Raw genomic sequence first — 20,795 nt, forward strand, 5'->3', positions numbered from 1 at the left:
TTGAGCCAGAGCTGATGATGTCGAGACGTTCTGCTTCTCTATCCAAGGAACCTCGATAGGCGACCAGCGAATAAAAAATAATAAATCTTAATATATATTGCCGGCTAAGTTGCTATATGAGCGTAGTAAGCGTTTCAATGCCTGAGGAATTGCTTGAGCGGATTGATCAGTTTGCCGACGACCACGGATACACTGGTCGGAGTGAGGTACTTCGGGAGGCGAGTCGGAACCTCATGGGTGAATTCGAGGACAAGAAACTCGAAGGGCGCGAACTGATGGGAGTGGTCACCGTGTTATTCGACTACGAAACGACGACCGTCGAAGAGAAAATGATGCACCTTCGCCACGAATACGAGGACATCGTCGCTTCGAATTTCCATAGTCACGTTGGCGGACACCACTGTATGGAACTGTTTGTGCTCGAAGGGTCTCTCGAAGAGATTTCAGCGTTTGTTGGGAAGATTCGAGCGACTAAGGATACACTCACAATTGATTACTCTGTCTCACCAGTAGATGATTTCAGCCCGCTGGCTGAGCTGAGCTGATTCTGTTTCGCCTTTCTCGCTGAATTACCCTCATTTATACCAATATCTTTGAACCCCATCCAGCAAAAGTATTAATGTTGCCTAAGAGAATCGTAGATATTATTATGATTGCTTTTAGAGTTAACAATACTGATGGCTCACATCTCGCGCCGAAGACTACTCCAGACGGGCGCAACCACGATTGCTACGACGGGAGTCGCTGGCTGTCTCGGTCAGGGAGGCGGGTCCCTCGATTCCGTCACGGTCGCGTACGTCCCGATCTACCCGAACATGCAACACTACGTGATGGAACAAGAGGGGTACTACGAGGATGTTCCGACGGATGTCACGATAGAGCGGTTCAGCTCCGGCCCCAGTGTTGTCAAGGCGTTCGCGAGTGGAGACGTCGACGTCGCGCTCTTCGGCATCACCCCGGCAATGGTCCTCGTTGACAAAGGGACCAACGCCGGCATCCTCGCCGCGAACTCGAGAAATGGCTTCAAGATCATGGGGACGACCGAACTCGCCGATCTCTACGAACAGGAAGGGGCTGCCACGTTCGAGTGCTTCGAAGAAGAGCAAGGGCGGAAGGTCCGGTTTGGAGCACCGCCGGACGGGAGCGTCCCCGACATCGTTCTCCGGTACTGGATTCAGGAGGACCTCGACGTCGGTGAGATGGACTCCACCATCAACAAGTCCAAGGTACCGCCGGCGAAGGCGGTCCAGACCATCCAGTCGGGCGACATCGACGCGACGATCATCCAGGAACCGTTCGCGACGATCATCAGCCAAGCTGACGGGTTCGGGGAACTCGCCTGGTCCGGGAACATCCTGGACAACCACCCCGTCGCGGTGCTGTTCGCGAACCAGCGAGTGCTCGACGACGGTGAGGTCGCCCAATCGCTCGTCGAACAGCATGTCGCGGCGACCGAGTTCACGGGGAACTCCCCGGATGCCGCCGCCAGCCACGCTGCCTCGGTCATCGGCTCCGGCGTGAGTGAAGACCTCGCGACGGCCGCCGTGGATTCGAAGGCGTCGGAGTTCATCTCGGATCCCCACGCGATCACTGATCAGGCCGCGACGATGGGAGAGTTCGTCGCCAACGTCGGCAACATTGAGGAGCCAGTCGCGACCGAGGACCTGTTCGCGTTCGACCCCTACGACGCAATACAGTAATGAGCACGCAGACCGACACCAGTTCGAACGCGCTGACGGCCAAAACCTTCGAGGGGGACCTGCGGCGGTATCTTCGCGGCCTCGGCGGTCTCCTCGTGTTCCTGCTCGTCTGGTGGGTTGGCGCGATGACGACCCAGCCGTCGTATCTGGTGCCGGGCCCCCTCGATTCGGTGCGCGCGTTTATCGACCTGTTCGCGACCTCGACGGCGATTGTGGTCCCCATTCTGGGATCGAGTCTCGTACTCCCAACCGGGCTTGCACATCTCGCGCAGACGCTGTTCCACTACGTTCCCGGGCTCCTTCTCGGTGCGACCTGTGGGATCGGTCTCGGACTGGCGATGGGCTGGAACGGTGCGTTCGACGACTGGCTGCGGCCGCTCGTCCGGGTCCTGCGACCGATCCCGCCGCTGGCGTGGATCGTCTTCGCGATCGTCTGGTTCGGTATCCACCACACCGGTGCGGCGTTCATCGTCTTCGTCGGTGCATTTTGGATCAACTTCTACGGCGCGTATGGCGGCGTCGAGGGCGTTTCGACCGAACTGACCGACGCCGCGTCGACGCTCGGTGTCGAGCGCGACCTCTCGATGTTGAAACTCGTCGCGCTCCCGAGTGCGGCTCCCCAAGTGCTGACCGGATTCCGGACGAGCATCGGTCGCTGCTGGATGATCGTCGTCGGTGCCGAGCTGTTCGGCGCACCAGGCGTCGGCTACGAGATCATCAACGCCTCGAACAACCTCGCGATGGCGACCAGCGTCGCGTACATGTTCCTGATCAGCTTGGCGTTCCTCTGTATGGACGTCGGGTTCCGCCTGCTCGAACGGAGGGTCCTTGCATGGCGCTGAGTACGGACTCGTCCACCGACCGGGACTCCCGTGAGAAGATCACTATCCAGAACGTCAGCCGCTCGTACGAGTCGACGCAGGCGCTCGATGACGTCTCGTTCTCGGTGTCGGAGGGCGAGTTTTGCTGTGTCGTCGGTCCCTCGGGGTGTGGGAAGACGACGCTGTTGCGAGCGATCGCCGGGCTCGACGATCCCGATGGTGGTTCGATACTGGTCGGTGGAGACCCGGTTACCGGTCCTGGGCTGGACAGGGGAATGGTCTTTCAGGAGTACGCGCTGTTCCCGTGGCGAACCGTCCGGGGAAATATCCGGTTTGGCCTTGACCGGCCCGCCTGTGACTGTCCCGACTGCGAGGGACGAGTCCGGGAGTTAATCGACCTGGTAGGGCTCGACGGCTTCGAAGACGCGTACCCGAAGGAGCTGTCCGGTGGCATGAAACAGCGCGTCGGTATCGCTCGCGCGCTCGCCCCCGATCCGGAGATCCTCTTGATGGACGAACCGTTCGGTAGTGTCGACGCTCGAACGCGCGACCGCTTACACGCGGAACTGCTCGACATCTGGACGCAGACCGGACAGACAGTCGTGTTCGTCACCCACGACATCGACGAGGCAGTGACCCTCGCTGACCGCGTGATCGTCATGAATGCCGACCCGGGAACCGTACAATCAACGTTCTCCATTGATCTAGAACACCCACGTGAACGGACCGCCCGCGACTTCGTGGACCACGTCGCACAGATTAGGGATGAACTCGGGAGTCCTGTCGACACTAACCACTAACACGCTCCCACAGCAAGATTATTAATTTATTTTCTTTAGACCGCTATCTCTATTATGTTAGAATCAAATTTTAACATATGCCTATCGTGAGCTCCTCGATGACGGAGCGACTCCGAGAAGATCTCGATACGTTTGCGGAAGAACACGGCTACACCGGCCGGAGCGAGGTGATTCGTGAGGCCTGTCAATCACTGCTTGAGGAGTATCAAGAGAGCGACTACGAGGACCGGCGCGTATTGGCAACGGTCACTGCGGTATTTGGATACGACGAACCAGAGATTGAACGCCGAATGATGGATATCCGCCATGAGTTCGAAGGGGCCATCCGGTCGAACTCGCATAACTGCCTCCGAGAGAACGCCGGCTGTGTCGAGACGTTCGTCGTCGAAGCCGCGTATCAAGACGTTCTCCATTTTATCGGCACCGTTCGAGGGGCGGACGAGTCTGTCTCGGTGGAATACACTGTCGTGCCCGTCGACCGAAACGGCACAGAAGCGAGCGATACGTAGGCTCGGCATCGCTGTCACCGGTACGGGCGCCCACGCTTTGAATTAAACCGCAAACTCATCTTGCGTTCTTCTTATTATGTTCTTCTACCTTAGCACAGCAAAGTTATTATATCTAAGTCTTTAATTGCCAAACAGATATGCCGCACATTCACCTTGGAGAAGGGTCATTCCCCCTCTGGGCGCTCGTGCTGTGGACGCTGCTTGGTGCTGGACTGATTTCCACCGTAGTCTATCGGATACGGAAAGGTGGAATAAAAACACACCAGATCGCACTCGCGGGTATTGGCGCGGCTGCGAGTTTTGCGGTCTTCCAGCTTAACATTCCAGTGTGGGGCGGAATTCACATGAACCTCACCGGGCTCGTGGGTATCATCGCCGGACCGCTTCTCGGCGCGCTTGTCGCATTGGTCGTCAACATCTTTTCGGCGGCGCTCGGACACGGAGCGGTCGGCCTAATCGGGGCGAACACACTGATCAACGCCAGCGAAGCGATTGTCGCCTACTACGCGTTCAAGACGCTGATGGGGATGGAGTGGGACGTCTTCCCCGCCAGCGCGAGTGCCGCGACACTCGGCCTCTCAGTGGGGTCGTTCCTGATGGGGGCAATCATCGTCATCAGCGGGGTTAACGGGAGCGCGCTCCCGCGTGGTGACCTGCTAATCGCCGTTGGTGGACTCTCTGCTCTCAACCTCGGTGTCGCAGTCGTTGAGGGGCTGCTTACGGGACTTATCGTCCAGTTCTTGGCTTCTGTCCGCCCCGACCTCGTCGGACTTACTGACCGTGACACTCGCGATGAGCCCTCGGGGGTGACAGCCTGATGCAGCGCTGGAAGCAGTACGGTAGCATGGCTGCCGTCTTCTCGGCGTTCCTCGCCGTCGGCTACTGGGGGTTCACTGCGACCGGTGGTGCCGTTCCATGGGCAAAGCGGGCCTCGCAAGCGCTTCAACGCGGCGTCCAAGACGGCGGTGGCTCGCTCGTGAATCTTGGACGTGGTATCATCGTTGCCGGTCCCATCCGGAAGGGCGGACTGATGGTCGAATTCGGCGGAATTGTTCTCGCCTTCGCCCTCTTGGGTCTCGGGCTGTACGTCTACGTCGACCGTTACGGCGGCTTCGGTGATGACGAACGACCGACACGGTAACCGTGACAACGCTCTCGAATCACGTCCCTGATCCCCGGCTCATTACGGCGTTCGCCGAGCGGCGAGACGGACCGTTACATCGAATCAACCCGTGGACGAAGGTCGGCGTCGTCGGTGTGCTCGTTCTCGCCGTCACGGTGTTCGACCGCCTCGCGCTCTTGGCCGGTCTGTACGGAACCGTACTAGTGATCTACGGACTCGCGGACCTGCCATTTCGGCGGCTCATCGGCTGGTACACGCTCCCGATGCTGTTCATCATCTCGGTCGCCGGACCGCTTGCGTTTCTCGAACCGGGAACACCGATCGGGGGCGCAGTCCCGACGCCCTTCGGCGGTTTCTCGGTTACTTGGGAGGGTCTCACCCTCTTTTTGGAGCTCAGTTGTCGGTCACTCACGGTCGTCACGTTCGCGCTGACGGCGTCGATGACGACAAAATACACCGATGTCGCGTACATGCTCGGGCGACTGCTCCCGCGACCGATCGACCAGATCGCCCTGCTCACCTATCGGTTCACGTTCGTTATGCTCGAAACGCTTGAGGACTTGGTGAAAGCCGCGCTCTCCCGCGGAGCGAACTTCTCGGAATTCTGGTCGAATAAACGGCTGTACGCCCGGATTCTCGGCATGACGATGCTGTCGGCGATCGAGCAGTCCGAACGACTCGTCAAGTCGATGGAAGCCCGCGGATACGACGGCGACCTCACGCTGTACGGTGACGTCCCGCGACCACCCGCTCGTGAGCTCGTCGTTATCGCCGCTTGCTACGCCGGCGTCGTCGCCTACGCGTTAGTCGGCGTCTACGAGGTGGTTCCAGTATGAGTACAAATCATTCTGAAGACCGGCGGCCCTTGGTCGACCTACAGTGTGAGGCCCACACGTACCCGGACGGGACGGTTGGTATGCACGAGGTCGACTTCTCCGTGTATTCTGACGAAATCGTGGCCCTCATCGGTGGCAACGGCGCCGGAAAGTCGACGCTCCTCGAACATCTGAACGCGACCCTCATTCCCGATGATGGCGAGCTCGTCGTCGACGGCACCTCGATTACCGAGGACAACAAGCCACACGCGCGAAAGGAGGTCGGGTTCGTCTTCCAAGACGCCGATACGCAACTCGTCGCGCCCACAGTCCTTGACGACGTGATGTTCGGCCTTCAGAACTACGGGGTCCCCGGAGACGAAGCGAGGGAACGCGCTCGTGAAGCGCTGGCGACTGTCGACGCGAGCCATCTTGAAGACCGAATCCCACACTACCTGAGCGGCGGGGAGAAACGGCTCGCTGGCCTCGCCGGTGTGCTCGTCCTCGAACCAAGTGTGGTCGTGCTCGACGAACCGCTCGCGGGGCTCGATCCCGATCGGTCCCAGCTGGTCGCGGAGCGGATCGAGCAAATTCACGAGGACGGTATCAGTGTCGTCCTGTCGACGCACGACCTCGAATTCGCCGCCGAAGTCGCGGACCGCGTCTGCGTGATGGCCGAGGGCAACATCATCGGAGGCGGAACACCCCGAGAGGTGTTCTACGACGACGCCCTGTTGGCGGACGCGAACCTTCACCCACCGAGCGCGGTTCGTGTGGCTCGTGACGCGGAGCTGGGGGCGACGGCACAGCCCGTGACCGAATCGGACCTCGTGTCGCTCCTGACGGAGGCAGGAAATTCCAGCACCACACCGACACCCTCCGCAGATGGACACAGACATGACTGACCGCCTTCTTCGGCCTCTCTCACGACTTCTTGATGGGACTCAATCGGGTGGTCGAAGCCTGCGTGAGCGGTCTCCCACGACTCGGGAGTATTGTGATATTCGAAGATAGATCACCGATAAAATAGAGAACAAAATCATGCGCACGAGCTTCAACATTCCCGATGACCTCCTTTCCGAGTTCGATGAAACGTGGCAAGCAGAAGGGCTAAATTCGCGTTCGCGTGGCGCCCGCGAAGCGATGCAAGAGTACATTGAGGCACACACCAGATTAGAAGATATCGAAGGCGACGTCGTCGTCGTCATGGCCTTCGATTACGAACACGAAGCGGTTATTGAAGACATCCACGACGTACAACACCAGTTTCAGGACGTCATCACGACCACGAATCATATCCATGAAGGAGAGTGGTGTCTCGAGACGCTCTTTTGTAACGGGCCAGCCTCGCGCGTCCGGACTCTCACCTATCGCTTGCGCGATTTCGATACGGTGAGTCGTGTTAAACTGATGCTCCTTGCCGAGCACTGAGCGGTGTTCAATACTTGATGCGCTGATCGATGTGAGCATCGCCCAGTGAGGCGATCAAGTAATCCACCGCTTGGACATTCGGCACTGCTCGAACGCTGTTGACGAATCCACATAGTGCTTCTGTGGTCCCCTCTAAAACGTACAACTCCATACAGTACTGGTCTTGGACGTGTGTGTGGGTAGTTGCGGAGACGATAGCATCGTACTCGTGGCGTACTCTCGTGAGACGCTCCTGGACGGCAGGTTGACAGTACTCGAAGACGACCGTTACCGTACACATCTGCTTTTGTCCCTCGATGTGTTGCTCTTGAAACTCTTCGAATAACGTGCGTGTGCCTTCGCGAACGACTTCGCTTCGGCCACTGTACCCGTGTTCTTCGACGAACTCGTCGATGCGTTCCAGCAACGCCTCGGGCATCGAGATGCTAACGACGCTCATGTATTAAAGTTTTATTCAGTATTATTAGTTTCTGTTATGATGATAGGGCATAACCATAATAATTAGTATTTTAGTGTAGTAGATTCATAACCAGAGTATGCCGTCCAACGACGACCCGATCCCGGTAACGATTCTCAGCGGAAGCCTCGGAGCTGGCAAGACGACGACGCTCAACCACATTCTTAGTAGCGAACAGGAACTCAACGCCGCCGTTTTAGTAAACGATATGGGCGAAGTGAACGTCGACGCCGACCTCGTCGAACGCGAGTCGGATCTCACCCAGAACGACGACGAAATCATCGAGATGTCGAACGGGTGTATCTGCTGTCGGCTTCGCGGGGACATGCTTGACGAGGTAGGCCGATTAGCTGAAGAGCGAGACTTCGAGTACCTCCTCGTGGAGTCGTCTGGGATCAGCGAACCGATTCCGGTCGCACAGACGTTTGCTCGCGGGTTCGAAGACGCGGATTTCGACCCCACGGGGGTCTACGAACTCGATACAATGGTCAGCGTCGTTGACGCGCACAGCTTCTGGAAGGGGTTTGATTCCGGTCAGGCCCTCACGGATGAATCCATCGATCCACAAGGGAACCGCGTCCCCGAGGAGGCGCTGATGGATCAGATCGAGTTCTGCGACGTCCTCTTGTTGAACAAGTGCGATCTCGTCCCCGATGATGAACTTGAAGAGATGGAGGCAGTGTTACGGGCACTCCAACCGCGAGCAAATATTGTCCGAACCGAACACGGAGCAATAGACCCCAGAGAGATCCTGAATACGGGTCGGTTCGATTTCGATCGCGCAAGTCAGTCCGCCGGATGGAAGCGTGAACTCCAGCACGGCCATCACCACGAGTCGGCCGCCGACGAACACGGGGTCACTTCGTTTGTCTTCGAATCCCGCCGACCGTTCCACCCCGAGCGGATCGCTCGCTTCTTCGCCGACCTCCCCGACGGTATCGTTCGCGCGAAGGGCTTCTTCTGGTCCGCCGGTCGCGAAGACATCGCGATGGGTCTCGACAAAGCGGGCCAGTCGGTTCGGGCCGGTCCGAAAGGGACGTGGATCGCCACGCTCCCAAAGGCCCAACAGGAGCGCTACTTCGCCGCTCGTCCCGGCATCAAAGAAGACTGGGACGACCAGTGGGGAGACCGGGGATCAGAGCTCGTATTCATTGGCCGCGAATTCGATCAGGAGACACTGATCGAGCGACTGGAAGGCTGTGTCCTCTCGGACGCAGAGATGGAGGAGGACTGGAACGAGTATCCGGACCCGTTCACCGCCGACGAACAGCGCGAACTCGCACTGGCTGACGACTGATGGCCGTCGACGAGCAACCCCCGGTCACGATCCTGAGTGGCGGTCTCGGCGCCGGAAAGACGACCCTGCTCAACCACCTCCTCACGGTTGGCGGCGAGGAGTACGATATCGCCGTTCTCGTCAACGACGTCGGCGAAGTAAACGTCGACGCCAACCTCATCGAGAACGGCTCTGAGCTCTCGCTGGAAAACGGCGGCGTCACGGAACTGTCGAACGGCTGTATCTGTTGCGGCCTCCAGAACGAACTGGACCAGGAGTTGCTGCGTCTGGCCTTCGACGAGGAGTTCGATTATCTAGTCATCGAAGCCTCGGGGATCAGCGATCCGGTCCCCATCGCCCAGCGGTTCGTCTCGCCCGCACGTGCGTCGACGCTGTACGATCTCGATACGACCGTCACAGTGGTCGACGCCGCACAGTTCTATCAGGCGTTCGTCGACGGTCGTCCGATCAAGTCGACGGATGACGGCTCTCGACCGCTTTCGGACCTCCTCGCCGAGCAGGTCGAGTTTTGCGACGTACTCGTCCTCAACAAGTGTGACCTCGTCACGGAAGACGAACGCGAGGCGGTCGAACGCGTGCTCGAAACGCTCCACCCCGAAATCGACATCACCCGCACGACCGAGAGCGCCGTCGAACCCGACGACGTTCTCGGAACTGGACGATTCGACAGAGAACAAGCGAAAGGGTCTGCCCGGTGGAAGCAGGTGCTCTCGAACGACCACGGAGGGGCCGGAGAGCCGGAATCAGCAGAGATGGACCACGGTGACGGTCACAGCGGGGGTTCCGAGCGTGACACCGGTCACGACGGTACCCACGATGGTCCGGGTGACGACCACGATCACCGTCACCCGCCGGAGGAGTTCGGCGTCGACTCGTTCGTGTACGAGCGCCACCGACCGTTTCATCCGGAACGGTTCAGTGAGTGGCTCCGCTCGTTCCCCGAGTCCGTCGTCCGGGCGAAAGGACACCTGTGGGTCGCTGGACGCGAGCGATACGCGCTGGACTTGAGCCAAGCGGGTACGCAGACGCACGTCGAAGTCAACGGCCGATGGGCGGTCACGGTCCCCGAGTCCCAGCGTGAATCCTATCGAGAGTCACGACCGGATCTCCACTGGGACGAACAGTGGGGAGACCGTGAGATAAAACTCGTCTTCATCGGCGCTGGAAAGGACGACTCGGCCATCGCTGCCGCCCTCGACGACTGTCTCCTCTCAGAATCGGAGATGGCGGGGAACTGGAACGAACTCGAGAATCCATTTCCAGGGACGATGGACCGGTCTCAGCCACCGATGGAACAGCGTCTCGTGGTCGGTGAGGGACAGTGACCGGGAATCACTCAGAGCTCCCGTCGGCGGCGGACCGGCGGACGACGGACGAAGACGGTCACGACTGCGTCGATCCCCTCGGTGTCGCAATCGTGACCATCTCGTCGTCCCGAGGAACCGCCACGGAAGCAGACCCGACTGATCCCGGCGGTGACGCCGTCGCAAACACTCTCGTCGACGCAGGTCACGTCGTCACGTCACGCCGGACGGTTCCGGACGACTACGTCCGGATCAAGACCACCGTGAGCGAGTGTCTGGATCGGTCGGACGTTGACCTCGTCGTGACTACCGGCGGGACGGGAGTCACTGTCGATGACGTCAGTCCGGACGCGGTGAGCGAACTCTTCGACCGCAAGCTACCAGGCTTCGGCGAGGCGTTCAGGCGGCTCTCGTGGGAGGAGGTCGGAACCCGAGTCGTCGCGACCCGCGCGACGGCGGGTATCGCCCGTGAGGTCCCGGTATTCGTGCTGCCCGGAAGCGTGAACGCCGCTGAACTCGCTACGGCCGAAATTATCGCGGAGGAAGCCCCGCATCTCGCCGGACTCGCGACGCGACACAGGGTGGAGTAGATGCAGGGTTCCAAAATGTATCAGGAGGTAATCCTGGATCACTACCGCAATCCTCGAAGGTGGGGGCGCCTCTCGCCAGCTACCGTCTCTCACACTGGCGAGAACGCTTCCTGTGGCGACGAACTCACCTTCGACCTCAGACTCGCCGAGGACGGTGAAACGATCGAAGAGGTCACGTTTACTGGAGAGGGCTGTGCGATCAGCATCGCGAGCGCGAGCCTGCTCGCCGAAGAGCTCCCGGGAATGACGCTCTCGGAGGTTCATGACCTCGACCGTGAGGACGCCCTCGATCTCTTGGGGGTCGAGCTGACGCCAATACGCATCCCGTGTGCTGTACTCGCGGAGAAGGTGGTTCAGGACGGCGTCGAGAACTATGAGGAGGGCACCTAACCGATGACACTCTACGGAATCGGGCTGGGGCCGGGAGCAGCCGACCTGCTCACGGTTCGCGGCAAGCGACGGCTCGAATCGCTCGACGTCGTCTACTCACCAGGACGACTGTCACGGCGCGTCGCAGCCGAGTACGTTTCCGAATCGAAACTGAGTGACCTCGAGTTCCCAATGACGACTGATTCCGAAGAACTCCAGGCGGCGTGGGAGACGGCGGCCGCGGAGGTCGCGCCGAAAGCGCGAGAGGCCGACGCGGCGTTCGTTACGCTCGGCGATCCCTGTATCTACTCGACGTTCGGACACCTGCGTCGGACGCTTCGCGAGCAGCATCCCAACATCGACATCGAAGTCGTTCCCGGTGTCAGCAGTGTGACGGCGTTCGCTTCGGTCCTCGGGGTCGACATCGACGCCGGAGCAGAACTGACGCTCCGCGAGGCGACCGATGGAGAAGCACCGATCGGCCCAAATCGGCTGACCCTGTTCAAAGTAACCGACGCACCGACGACCTACGACAAGATGACCGAAGCGGGCTATGAGGTGACGTTCGGACGGCGACTCTTCATGGATACCGAAGAGGCCCTCGTTACGAACAATCCCGGAGAGGTAACTGATCGAGACTACTACACACTCGCGTACGCAGAGAAACGGGAGGCAACCGTGTCTTCGTGAAGGGCGGACGCTGTCGGTCGTCCGGGTAGGACCAACGTGAACTAGCCTCAGGCGATGACGCCGAGGGTTTCTAGTTCTTCCGTGGAGTATTCCGCGCGGAGTTCTTCTGTCGAGTGTTCGCTGAGGATTTCCGTACGCTCTTCATCACTCATCTCGGCTAGGTCGCTGAAGCAGTGACACATTACATCCATTCATTCGGGCTACGAGTAGGAAAAACCTGTTAGCACCATTCTCAGGGTTGTGTAATACGGATTCCGAGGTAGCAATCATTAGTAATTCTACGACTCGCATTAGTTACCACGACACCGGTTACTAAACTCAGATTTCAGTTAGTGTTTCTTATTAACTCAGATAACTAAAATCACAGTCTTTATTATCTGGTTTGTTGTTATTATCAATAGATGCCTCGATACACCCGACGTCGACTCATCGCAGCTGGACTCGGTACGGCAACCATCGGTGCGCTCGCGGGCTGTACATCGAACAATGGCGATTCCGGCGCGGCGGAGAATGACGGCTCAACAGCGACAGAGAATACCGTGCCGGAAGCCCAGTCTTCGTTCTTCGTATTCGGGGACTTGGCCAGCCAGGTTGCAGGCGACACCGCGACCGCAGAGACGCTCGTCCCGATCGGCCAACACGGCCACGGGTGGGAACCAGGGCCACAGATTCAGGGAGCAATCCTCGAATCTGACCTCTTTCTCTACGGAATGGAGGGCTTCCAGCCGTGGGCTGACGACCTCGTGACGAGTCTCGGTGACGACGACGCCGACGTCGATATCGTCGCTGCCGGTGCTGGTATCAACCTCATCGAAGGCGGACACAACCACGATCACGGTCACGAAGGAGATCATGAGGGCGAACACGAGGAAGGCCACGACGGTGAAGGAGAGCACGATCACGGTGGGGAGACTCCCTGGGAGTGGGCTGGCCTCTACCACCTCGAAGCTGGCACCTACACGCACACGTTCCACGAGGGCCCCGATCCGAGGATGCAGCTCGCCGTCATCGCGACCGACGAGGGTGGCGACCACGGCATTCACCACGTCGAGGAAACTGCGGCCGCCCTCTACGGCGACCACGACACGCACACACCGGTCGAAGGCGGCGAGACACTCACGCCGTCCAGTGAGTCACTCTATCACCTCCAGTTCGCGGACTCCGGTGAGACGACTTTCTCCATCGACATCGAAACAGAGGGTCACTATGTCCTCTTTGCCCAGCACGCTCCCGCTGAGTTCGACGCGACGCTCACCGACGGCAGTGGGTCGGTCATCGAACCCGAAGTGACCGAGAGTGCGGGCGGACACGGGCACGGGGGTGATGGCGAGCATGAGGGTGAACACGGCCACGAGAGTGGAGAAGAACACGAAGGCGAGCACGAGGGAGAAGCCGATCACGAAGGCGAGGAGGAACACGGCCACAACCACTCTGGCGGGGCTGACCCACACTTCTGGCTAGACCCTGAGCGAGCGAAGCAGGCGGTCGACAACATCCGGAGCGGGTTCGTCAACGTCGACGGCGACAACGCCAGTGCCTACGCCGAGAACGCCGAATCGTACCGGAACCGCCTAGACGAACTCGACGAGTCGTTCCAGTCCGCGCTTGCGGGCGCCTCGAAAGACGTCGTGTTCGTCGCTGGTCACAACGCCTTCCAGTATCTCGGCCAGCGCTACGGCTTCGAAGTACACACGCTGACGGGACTGTCACCGGACGACCAGCCGACGCCGAAGGACATCGAGCGGGCTCAGGAGATCATTGCCGAGCACGACCTCCAGTACGTCTGTGCGGATCCGCTCGAATCCCAGACCGCGGCGAACCAGCTCGTCGCAGAGACCGACGCCACCGAAGTCCTCCCGCTGACGCCGATTCCCGGACAGACCCAGGAGTGGGCCGATGAGGGCTGGGGCTACATTGAGATCATGGAAAACATCAATCTCGAGACCCTGAAGCAGGCCCTCGACGCAGAATGAGCGACACCACGTCTGGCGACACGGAACCGGAGTGGGACGGAAACGCCGAGCCCAGCCCATCCAAGAGCCCTCGTTCGGGACTGATGGCATTGGTCGTCGGCCCTGCGGAGAGACCCGTCTGTACGATCTATCCGCCGGACGTGGCTGTTCCGTATCGGACAACAACTTGGATTACGGCGTACGGGAACTCGTTCGTCGACCTCGACGACTACCGATGACGACAGCAACGACGGAGCGGCAACAGTCGGGGGACCCTCTCATCAGCGTCGACGACGTCACGTTTGGCTACGGAGAGGTCCCGGTTCTCGAGTCGGTGTCGATCGACATCGAGCCCGGCTCCTTTCTCGGACTGGTCGGGCCGAACGGAAGCGGCAAGAGCACGCTGCTTGACTTGATGCTCGGACTTCGTCGACCAGACGAAGGCACGGTGTCGCTGTTCGGCGAACCTGCCCACAAGTTCGACGCCGGTGAACGGATCGGATACGTCGCACAGGACGCGACGAAGGCGGCGCGCGATATGCCGATCACGGTTCGAGAGGTTGTTGAGATGGGGCGGTACCCGCGGCGGCTTTTCGGTCGATTCTCGGCAGCGGACCGGCAAGCGATCGAAGACGCGCTGGAACAGGTGGGAATCACAGACCTCGCGTCTCGCCGGGTCGGTCGACTGTCAGGTGGCCAACGTCAACGGGTGTTTATCGCCCGTGCGCTCGCCTCAGAGGCCGATCTGCTCGCGCTCGACGAACCGACGGTCGGCGTGGACGCCGAATCCAGAGAGGAGTTTTACGGCCTCATCCATGACCTGAACGCGACCGGACTAACCGTCATCCTGATCGAGCATGACATCGGTGTCGTCACCACACACGCGACGGATGTCGCCTGTCTCAACCGTCAGTTGTTCTTCGACGGCGACCCGGAGGAGTTCGTCGAGACTGATGCTCTCTCGCAGGCCTATGGGAAAGACCAACACATCCTCCAGCACGACCACAAATGATGTTCACACTACGTCGCCTCGGAGAGAGTGTTCCACTCGACAACGTGATAGCGACTCCGCTTTTTGCTGTTAACGTCTTCGCCCCTATCGAGTGGTTCCTCAACTACGTCTTTGGTCCCGGAATGGACGTGTTGGCCGACCTGCTCGGCATGCCGATGCTCGAATACCCGTATATGCAACGTGCCTACCTAGCTGCGTTGTGTATCGCTCTCATTGGGCCGGTCGTCGGGACGTTCCTCGTTCATCGAGAGATGGCGATGATCAGCGATACGCTCGCACACACAGCCTTTGCCGGCGTCGCCGTCGGGTTGTTCCTCAATTCGGCCTTCTCGCTCACGCTGTCGCCGCTGCTCACCGCATTCGTGGTCGCAATCGTCACGGCGCTACTCGTAGAGTTGCTCGTCGAACACGCCGGGGCGTACAGCGACACCTCGCTGGCGATCGTCCTGACGGGAGGATTCGCAGTCGGCAGCATCCTTATCACTGCCACCGACGGTGGCATCGCGGTCGGCATCGACGCCTACCTCTTCGGCAGTTTGGCGACTGTCTCGACGGAGAGCGTCGGTATCCTCGTGTTAATGAGTGTCCTCGTCGGTACCCTCGTCACGCTGGCCTATCGGCCACTCTTGTACGTCACATTCGACGCGACGGCCGCCCGCGCGGCGCGACTGAACGTCCGCCTATACAAACGCCTCATGGTCGTGCTCACGGCGCTGGTCGTCGTCAGCGCGATGCAGATCATGGGCGTCATCCTCGTCGCTGCGATGCTCGTCGTTCCGGTCGCCGCTGCGGCGCAAGTCGCCGAGAGCTTCAAGCAATCCATCTTGCTGGCGATCCTCGCCGCCGAGTTCGCGGCGATAGCCGGTGTGACGCTGTCGTTCGTCTACGGAATTGCGGCCGGCGGCTCGATCGTCGTCGCGGCGATTGCCGTGTACGCCGTCGTGCTTAGTAGTCGAAAGTTGGGGTATCGGCTCCCGATCGTACAACGGTTCAGTGATCGTCAGTCCAAGCACCACCGAAAAGAATTGGAAGTCGACGGAGGAAAACGAGAGTGACAGTCGGTAGGTTGACCGCTGATCATCCACTGAGTGGTGATCCCCCCTACGAGTACGTGATTGTTGGCGGCGGAATTCACGGCACTTGCCTCGCAAACCACCTCATTACGGAGGGTGAGTACACGCGCGACGAGATTCGGATCCTTGACCCGCGCGAGGAGTTACTCGCTTCGTTCGCCAAGAAGGCCAATCAGTGCGGCATGGAGACCCTCCGATCGACGTTCGTCCACCACATCGACACCGAGTCGTTCTCGCTCGAGTCGTTCGCGGAAGGACACCACCGAGCGAACGAACTCGTGTCGACGAAGAACTACCCGGACCGACCGACTCTCGGCCTGTTTCTCGACCACGCTCGCGACGTCATCGAGCGCCGTGAGCTTTCCGACTGTCATCATCGGTCGAAAGTAACCGATGTTACCCAGTCTGCGGGCACAGAGACGTATCTGGTGGAAACGGACGCGGGAGCGATTGAGACCCACCGCGTCGTCTTGGCCGTCGGGCTCGGTGCGACACCGACGCTCCCTGAGTGGACGAGGTCGTTCCCCGACGACGCGCCGCTCGCACACGTCTGGGACGAAGCGTTCGATCCGGCGACGCCCGGCGCGTTCGAGGGGCGAACGTTCGTCGTCGGAGGCGGTATCACTGCCGGGCACCTCGCCTGCCGTCTGGCAGAATGGACCGCGGTGACGCTCCTGTCGCGTCACGAACTGGAAATCGAACTGACCGAGGCCGACCCGCACTGGATCAACTGGCGTCACATCGGCAAAGAGATCCACACGCTCCCGCCGGGATCGGAGGCCCGTCTCGATCGGGTCCGAGCCGCCCGCAACGACGCCACGATCCCACCGTACGTCGAACGACGACTGGCCGAAGCGCGTGACGGTGGTGCGCTTGAACACCGGCAAGGCGAAATCACGTCTGCGAACGCGACAGACGAGGGGCTGTCCCTCCGCTTCGACGGCGGCACGAAAGCGACGGCCGCACGCGTCGTCCTCGCGACCGGACTCGAACCGGTTCCCAAGCAGCCGTTGGTCGGCCGCGTCAGCGAGTCACTGTCGCTCGCACGCGGGGTCGAGGGATTCCCCGTTCTCAACGATCAAACCCTCGCGTGGAGACGGACCGACGGCACTGAGTCCGCGGTGTACGTTTCGGGCGCGCTCGCGGAGCCCAGCGTCGGTCCCTTCGCTCGCAATATTGTCGGTGCCCGACGGGCCGCAGAACGGATTCTCGACCCACCAGATCAGGCGCGGACAGACCCGCTCCCGATGAGCTCTCGGGGAGGATCGTGACGTGGCTTCGACCGATCTCACGCTCGCCGTCTCGCTTGGCGCACTCGATCGACTCGCACGGCCCGCCCACGCCCTCGAAGACGCCACCACTTGGACCAGCCACGTCGGGATCGTCTCCTCGGAGCCGTCGTACATCGAACGGCGACGGGTGCGAGAGGCCGGATACCACCAAGAGTTCCTGTCCGGACCACGTTCGATAGCGGAGGCGCTGTCGGCGGTCCGCGGTCACTTCGAGACGGAACGGTACGTGCTCGTCGGGACAGACGAGACCGCCGGGGTGGTAGGGACGGTACCCGACTGGGCCTACCAGTCGGTGACGGAGGCTGCAAAGGCCGCAGGCTGGCAGCTTGAGAGTGTGTCAACAGCCGACGATGATTGGCCCTGACAGAGAAGTGGAGTTCCAGCGAACTCGTGACGAGCCGCTGGCTCAGTGATTCTCGTGGATGTGGTCGCGTAGGGCGTCGGTCTCCTCAAACTCCTCGTTACACTCGGCACACGTGTTGTGGTGAAGCGCAACGTGCTGGGTCACGCCGGCAGCGCTCTGGAACTGTGCATCGCAGTTGGAGCAGGTGTACGACATTACATTATCAACTCGGAGCCATATATACAAGAATGTTATTAAGAAATGGTCTGTGTTGGCTGCTTTAGAATATTAACTTGGACCGCTTACTAACTAACTTCCGAGCTCAAAACGAAACCCAACGAACCGAGCGCTACCGAAGCTGGTCCGCCCGCTCTCGGAGCGCTGTCGGTAGGCTCGCATCGTCGACCAGCGCACCGAGTTCTCTCGTCGCTCGGCATCGACCGAGCGCGTTCAACGCGTTCCGGCGGACCGACCCGGTGAGGCCGTCTGCGACGACGATAACGCGAAGCTGTGTCGTCGCGTCTATCTCGGCGAGCTCGCCGATCGCCGCTTTACGGGTCTCGTGCGGTGCGTTCTTGTTGACGACAGTCCGGAAGAGGGATCGTGGCGAGGACATCGTCAGTCCGCGAGGCCGACCTCTTCGGCGCCGTCGTCGGTCGTCTCGGTCGGCTCCTCGGTCCCCTCTTCAGGTGTGGCGGAGTCTCCGTCGTCCCACGTCGGGAACCGGTCGTCGAAGGCGGTCCAGTCGGCGTCCATTTCCTCGTCGGTCAGCAGGGCCGCATCGAGGTCGGTGCGGAGCGCGTCGTGGTCCATGTCCGTACCGAGGAGCACGAGCTGGGTCCCCCTGTCACCCCACTTGTCGCCCCATATTTCTTCGAGCTCCGGATTGGCCTCGAAGTAGCTCTCGCGCTCGTTCTCCGGGAGCGTCGCAATCCAATCACCGGCCGACCCAACTCGGATCGACCGTCCCGCGACGTTCAATCCGAGTGCTATTTCTTCGCGACCCGCTAGCCAGAAGTGACCCTTCGAGCGGACGACGTTCGCGGGGAACGAGTCGAGCAGATCGGCGAACCGCTCGGGGTGGAACGGACGGCGCGACGTGTAGACGAACGACGTGACGCCGTGTTCCTCTTCGGCGGACTCGTGCGGCTGCTGGAGTTCCCGTAGCCACCCCGCGGACTGGCTCGCCGCTTCGAAGTCGAACCGTCCTGTATCGAGGATCTCGCCGGGATCGACCGCGCCGTGTTCGGTTCGGATGATCTTCGCGCGCGGTTGCAGCACTTCGATCATCTCTTCGATCTCGCCGAGCGTCTCCTCGTCGACGAGGTCGCACTTGTTCAACAGCAGGACATCACAGAACTCGATCTGTTCGATCAAGAGGCTTCCGAGGTCTTTCTCGGTGTCGCCGTCCATCAGCGATTCCTTCGAATCGAACGTTGTCCAGAACAGGTGGGCGTCGACCACAGTGACGGTCGTGTCGAGTTCGTAGTAGTCCATCACTTCGATGCCGGTCTCCTCGTAGAACTCCGTGGGGTCGAGGTCTCCCTGGTCGAATCCCATGGTGAGCGTCTGGGCGACCGGCAACGGTTCGGCGACGCCCGTCGATTCGATTACCAAGTAGTCGAACTCGCGGGCTTGTGCGAGCTTCGCGAGCGCGTCCAGCAGGTCGCCGCGTAGCTCACAGCAGATACAGCCGTTCGACAGTTCGATCAGGTCCTCGTCGTCCTCCGAGATGTCCGAGTGTTCGGCGACGCGCTCGGCGTCGACGTTCACCTCGCCCATGTCGTTGACGAGGACCGCGACGTCTAGGTCCGTTCGCGTGTTCAGGAGGTTGTTCAGCACGGTCGTCTTGCCCGCGCCGAGGTTGCCGCTCAGCACGGTGACGGGAATCGTCTCTCGACTCATCTGTTATTAAGACTAGAGCGTATATTATTTATAATTAGCTATCTACTACCCTATGTTGTTAACATTGACATCCGAAGAAGCCCGTAAACACGAGTCGCTCGACGTAGCGATTGTCGGGGCAGGTGCCGCAGGCGTCGGTCTTGGGGCCGTCCTCGCGGATCTGGGTCTCGGCTCCTACGCCATCCTCGAGCGAGGCGAAGTCGGGGCGGCGTTCCTACAGTGGCCAGAAGAAATGCGCCTCATCACGCCATCGTTTCCTAGCAACAGCTTCGGCTGCCGCGACCTCAACGCCGTCACCACTAACACCTCGCCCGCATTTGCGCTCGAAGAGTATCCTGACAAGAACATGTTCCTCGAGGACTTGTCCTACTGCGAATCCGACATGTGCGACTGCTAATCATGACACGAGATACTCCGCAGAAAGATAGTGGGATCGATCAGCTGAACGATTCGAGAGACGACCGACACGTCTGCCGCATGACGGGACGCGAACAAGGTCTCGTCGGTAAGTACGACATCTGGCTCTGCCGACAATCGTTTCGGGAGCTGGCTCCGAAGATGGGGTTCAAAAAATATGACTGACGCACGGAACTTCCCTGACAACGTCCCATCGACCGAGAACGACGGGAAGGAATCTGTCGTGGTCGTCGGCAAGGAGAATGTCGGGAAGTCGGAACTCGTCGCTGGACTCTCCGGGACGATGCCGACAACCGGAAACGTCCGTGGGACGACCGTCGACGTCGAGCGATACGAGTCTGACGAGTCAGGTGACGTACTAGATATTCGATATATCTACAACCGAAGAATGAATCCTTTCAGCAGGTGGAGACCGCAAGAGCCGACGACGCAGTCGGGTGACAGAGGATCATCCGTGGAATCCAGTGAGGTTCCAAGCATCATCTGAACTTTCGGAGGAATCGAATTTGGGAGCGCTAATCAGCACGAAGGCACTTACCCCCTCACCGTTCCTGATCTGCCTCGTTGCCTCGGGCGCAATCCAGACAGCATCTCCTTCTTCAACAGGAACCGATTCTTGATCAACTCGAACTTCGGCAGTCCCACTGACCAACACGTAGACTTCCTCGTGCTCGTCATCGACGTGGTCGTGTGGTTCGCTGTTCCATTCTGGTGGACATCGGGAGAAGGTTACGCCGACCTGTCGACAGCCGAGCGGTTCACTCAGGAAATGCTTCGCATCTGAAACCTGTTCGACGTCCTCGCAATTCACCTTCCGATAGCTCATACCAGAAGTTCCGAGATGAAAGTATTAATGCTCTATGTCGAATTGGCTATTATTGATAATAGTGATAGC

The 20,795-nt window shown here is 60.0% G+C and carries 28 protein-coding genes and 2 pseudogenes; 24 read left to right on the plus strand and 6 right to left on the minus strand.

All coding sequences use genetic code 11. The features are described from left to right. Positions 1-116: 116 nt before the first annotated feature. From C468_RS01460 to C468_RS01505, 10 genes are all read left to right on the plus strand, one after another. Positions 117-545, plus strand: coding sequence for a CopG family ribbon-helix-helix protein (locus C468_RS01460; RefSeq protein WP_008847093.1), 429 nt, complete (start codon positions 117-119; stop codon positions 543-545). Positions 546-677: 132 nt separating this feature from the next. Continuing rightward, positions 678-1,700 carry an ABC transporter substrate-binding protein gene (locus C468_RS01465; protein ID WP_080510587.1) on the plus strand — a complete coding sequence of 341 codons (1,023 nt, stop codon included), beginning with the start codon at positions 678-680 and terminating at the stop codon, positions 1,698-1,700. Further along, complete coding sequence (locus C468_RS01470; RefSeq protein ID WP_008847095.1) at positions 1,700-2,542, plus strand: ABC transporter permease; 843 nt, start codon at positions 1,700-1,702, stop codon at positions 2,540-2,542. The genes C468_RS01465 and C468_RS01470 overlap by 1 nt, the downstream gene beginning before the upstream one ends. After that, the gene (locus tag C468_RS01475; protein ID WP_008847096.1) at positions 2,533-3,321 is read left to right on the plus strand and encodes an ABC transporter ATP-binding protein; all 789 of its coding nucleotides are present in this window, start codon (positions 2,533-2,535) and stop codon (positions 3,319-3,321) included. The genes C468_RS01470 and C468_RS01475 overlap by 10 nt, the downstream gene beginning before the upstream one ends. Positions 3,322-3,419: 98 nt before the next feature. Further along, positions 3,420-3,830, plus strand: coding sequence for a CopG family ribbon-helix-helix protein (locus C468_RS01480; RefSeq protein ID WP_049911851.1), 411 nt, complete (start codon positions 3,420-3,422; stop codon positions 3,828-3,830). 137 nt (positions 3,831-3,967) lie between these two features. Further along, positions 3,968-4,648, plus strand: coding sequence for an energy-coupling factor ABC transporter permease (locus tag C468_RS01485; protein ID WP_049911853.1), 681 nt, complete (start codon positions 3,968-3,970; stop codon positions 4,646-4,648). Beyond that, on the plus strand, positions 4,648-4,971 hold the full coding sequence (locus tag C468_RS01490; RefSeq protein ID WP_008847099.1) for a hypothetical protein: 324 nt from the start codon (positions 4,648-4,650) through the stop codon (positions 4,969-4,971). Before C468_RS01485 ends, C468_RS01490 begins: the two co-directional genes overlap by 1 nt. A 2-nt stretch (positions 4,972-4,973) precedes the next feature. Continuing rightward, positions 4,974-5,789, plus strand: a complete 816-nt coding sequence (locus tag C468_RS01495; protein WP_008847100.1) for an energy-coupling factor transporter transmembrane component T family protein — start codon at positions 4,974-4,976, stop codon at positions 5,787-5,789. Continuing rightward, positions 5,786-6,673 carry an energy-coupling factor ABC transporter ATP-binding protein gene (locus C468_RS01500; RefSeq protein ID WP_049911855.1) on the plus strand — a complete coding sequence of 296 codons (888 nt, stop codon included), beginning with the start codon at positions 5,786-5,788 and terminating at the stop codon, positions 6,671-6,673. The genes C468_RS01495 and C468_RS01500 overlap by 4 nt, the downstream gene beginning before the upstream one ends. A 136-nt stretch (positions 6,674-6,809) precedes the next feature. Beyond that, entirely contained in the window at positions 6,810-7,199 is a 390-nt protein-coding gene (locus tag C468_RS01505) for a CopG family ribbon-helix-helix protein (RefSeq protein WP_008847102.1), read from the plus strand. 7 nt (positions 7,200-7,206) lie between these two features. On the opposite strand, the gene C468_RS01510 is transcribed toward C468_RS01505, so the two are convergent. Continuing rightward, positions 7,207-7,638, minus strand: coding sequence for a CopG family ribbon-helix-helix protein (locus C468_RS01510; RefSeq protein ID WP_049911856.1), 432 nt, complete (start codon positions 7,636-7,638; stop codon positions 7,207-7,209). Between the two features lie 97 nt (positions 7,639-7,735). Between C468_RS01510 and C468_RS01515 the strand changes: the two genes are divergently transcribed. Genes C468_RS01515 through C468_RS01535 form a run of 5 tightly spaced genes read left to right on the plus strand, consistent with a single transcriptional unit; the run spans position 7,736 to position 11,906 of the window. Beyond that, complete coding sequence (locus tag C468_RS01515) at positions 7,736-8,953, plus strand: GTP-binding protein (protein ID WP_008847104.1); 1,218 nt, start codon at positions 7,736-7,738, stop codon at positions 8,951-8,953. Then, a complete protein-coding gene (locus C468_RS01520; protein ID WP_008847105.1) occupies positions 8,953-10,278 on the plus strand; it encodes a GTP-binding protein in 1,326 nt (441 codons plus the stop codon). Before C468_RS01515 ends, C468_RS01520 begins: the two co-directional genes overlap by 1 nt. Continuing rightward, positions 10,275-10,847, plus strand: coding sequence for a MogA/MoaB family molybdenum cofactor biosynthesis protein (locus C468_RS01525; RefSeq protein WP_008847106.1), 573 nt, complete (start codon positions 10,275-10,277; stop codon positions 10,845-10,847). The genes C468_RS01520 and C468_RS01525 overlap by 4 nt, the downstream gene beginning before the upstream one ends. Beyond that, positions 10,848-11,237 carry an iron-sulfur cluster assembly scaffold protein gene (locus C468_RS01530; protein ID WP_008847107.1) on the plus strand — a complete coding sequence of 130 codons (390 nt, stop codon included), beginning with the start codon at positions 10,848-10,850 and terminating at the stop codon, positions 11,235-11,237. It abuts the gene before it with no gap. 3 nt (positions 11,238-11,240) lie between these two features. Continuing rightward, a complete protein-coding gene (locus C468_RS01535; protein ID WP_008847108.1) occupies positions 11,241-11,906 on the plus strand; it encodes a cobalt-factor II C(20)-methyltransferase in 666 nt (221 codons plus the stop codon). Positions 11,907-11,953: 47 nt separating this feature from the next. Here C468_RS01535 and C468_RS19075 read toward each other — a convergent pair whose 3' ends face one another. Then, the gene (locus C468_RS19075; protein WP_271968500.1) at positions 11,954-12,088 is read right to left on the minus strand and encodes a hypothetical protein; all 135 of its coding nucleotides are present in this window, start codon (positions 12,086-12,088) and stop codon (positions 11,954-11,956) included. 219 nt (positions 12,089-12,307) lie between these two features. Here C468_RS19075 and C468_RS01540 point away from each other — a divergent pair, with 219 nt between their 5' ends. The 6 genes from C468_RS01540 to C468_RS01560 are packed head-to-tail and all read left to right on the plus strand — an operon-like array spanning position 12,308 to position 17,599. After that, a complete protein-coding gene (locus C468_RS01540; RefSeq protein WP_049911859.1) occupies positions 12,308-13,879 on the plus strand; it encodes a metal ABC transporter solute-binding protein, Zn/Mn family in 1,572 nt (523 codons plus the stop codon). Then, positions 13,876-14,097 (plus strand): DUF7511 domain-containing protein, encoded by a 222-nt coding sequence (locus C468_RS17365; RefSeq protein WP_080510588.1) that lies wholly within the window; start codon positions 13,876-13,878, stop codon positions 14,095-14,097. Before C468_RS01540 ends, C468_RS17365 begins: the two co-directional genes overlap by 4 nt. Then, positions 14,094-14,870, plus strand: a complete 777-nt coding sequence (locus tag C468_RS01545) for a metal ABC transporter ATP-binding protein (protein WP_008847112.1) — start codon at positions 14,094-14,096, stop codon at positions 14,868-14,870. The genes C468_RS17365 and C468_RS01545 overlap by 4 nt, the downstream gene beginning before the upstream one ends. Next, a complete protein-coding gene (locus C468_RS01550; RefSeq protein WP_008847113.1) occupies positions 14,867-15,925 on the plus strand; it encodes a metal ABC transporter permease in 1,059 nt (352 codons plus the stop codon). Before C468_RS01545 ends, C468_RS01550 begins: the two co-directional genes overlap by 4 nt. Next, a complete protein-coding gene (locus tag C468_RS01555) occupies positions 15,922-17,214 on the plus strand; it encodes an FAD/NAD(P)-binding protein (protein WP_241430965.1) in 1,293 nt (430 codons plus the stop codon). The genes C468_RS01550 and C468_RS01555 overlap by 4 nt, the downstream gene beginning before the upstream one ends. Before the next feature lies 1 nt (position 17,215). Beyond that, on the plus strand, positions 17,216-17,599 hold the full coding sequence (locus C468_RS01560) for a DUF7124 domain-containing protein (RefSeq protein WP_008847115.1): 384 nt from the start codon (positions 17,216-17,218) through the stop codon (positions 17,597-17,599). 42 nt (positions 17,600-17,641) lie between these two features. Here C468_RS01560 and C468_RS18460 read toward each other — a convergent pair whose 3' ends face one another. From C468_RS18460 to C468_RS01570, 3 genes are all read right to left on the minus strand, one after another. Beyond that, complete coding sequence (locus tag C468_RS18460) at positions 17,642-17,794, minus strand: hypothetical protein (protein WP_008847116.1); 153 nt, start codon at positions 17,792-17,794, stop codon at positions 17,642-17,644. Between the two features lie 133 nt (positions 17,795-17,927). Beyond that, on the minus strand, positions 17,928-18,194 hold the full coding sequence (locus C468_RS01565; RefSeq protein WP_008847117.1) for a hypothetical protein: 267 nt from the start codon (positions 18,192-18,194) through the stop codon (positions 17,928-17,930). Between the two features lie 2 nt (positions 18,195-18,196). Next, positions 18,197-19,483: a GTP-binding protein gene (locus tag C468_RS01570; protein ID WP_008847118.1), complete on the minus strand. Its 1,287-nt coding sequence runs from the start codon at positions 19,481-19,483 to the stop codon at positions 18,197-18,199. 52 nt (positions 19,484-19,535) lie between these two features. Here C468_RS01570 and C468_RS01575 point away from each other — a divergent pair. The 3 genes and pseudogenes from C468_RS01575 to C468_RS19285 form a co-directional block, all read left to right on the plus strand. Further along, positions 19,536-19,847: pseudogene (locus C468_RS01575) on the plus strand (NAD(P)-binding domain-containing protein); the annotation flags it as partial. A 35-nt stretch (positions 19,848-19,882) separates the two neighbouring features. Next, positions 19,883-20,065, plus strand: a complete 183-nt coding sequence (locus C468_RS17915) for a 30S ribosomal protein S14 (RefSeq protein WP_008847120.1) — start codon at positions 19,883-19,885, stop codon at positions 20,063-20,065. Further along, positions 20,058-20,264, plus strand: a pseudogene (locus C468_RS19285) (GTPase); the annotation flags it as partial. The gene C468_RS17915 and the pseudogene C468_RS19285, both read left to right, overlap by 8 nt. 84 nt (positions 20,265-20,348) lie before the next feature. On the opposite strand, the gene C468_RS17380 reads toward C468_RS19285, so the two are convergent. Continuing rightward, positions 20,349-20,726, minus strand: a complete 378-nt coding sequence (locus C468_RS17380; RefSeq protein WP_008847121.1) for a cupin domain-containing protein — start codon at positions 20,724-20,726, stop codon at positions 20,349-20,351. Positions 20,727-20,795 lie beyond the last annotated feature (69 nt).

The organism is Halorubrum kocurii JCM 14978, assembly GCF_000337355.1.
Lineage (GTDB): Archaea > Halobacteriota > Halobacteria > Halobacteriales > Haloferacaceae > Halorubrum > Halorubrum kocurii.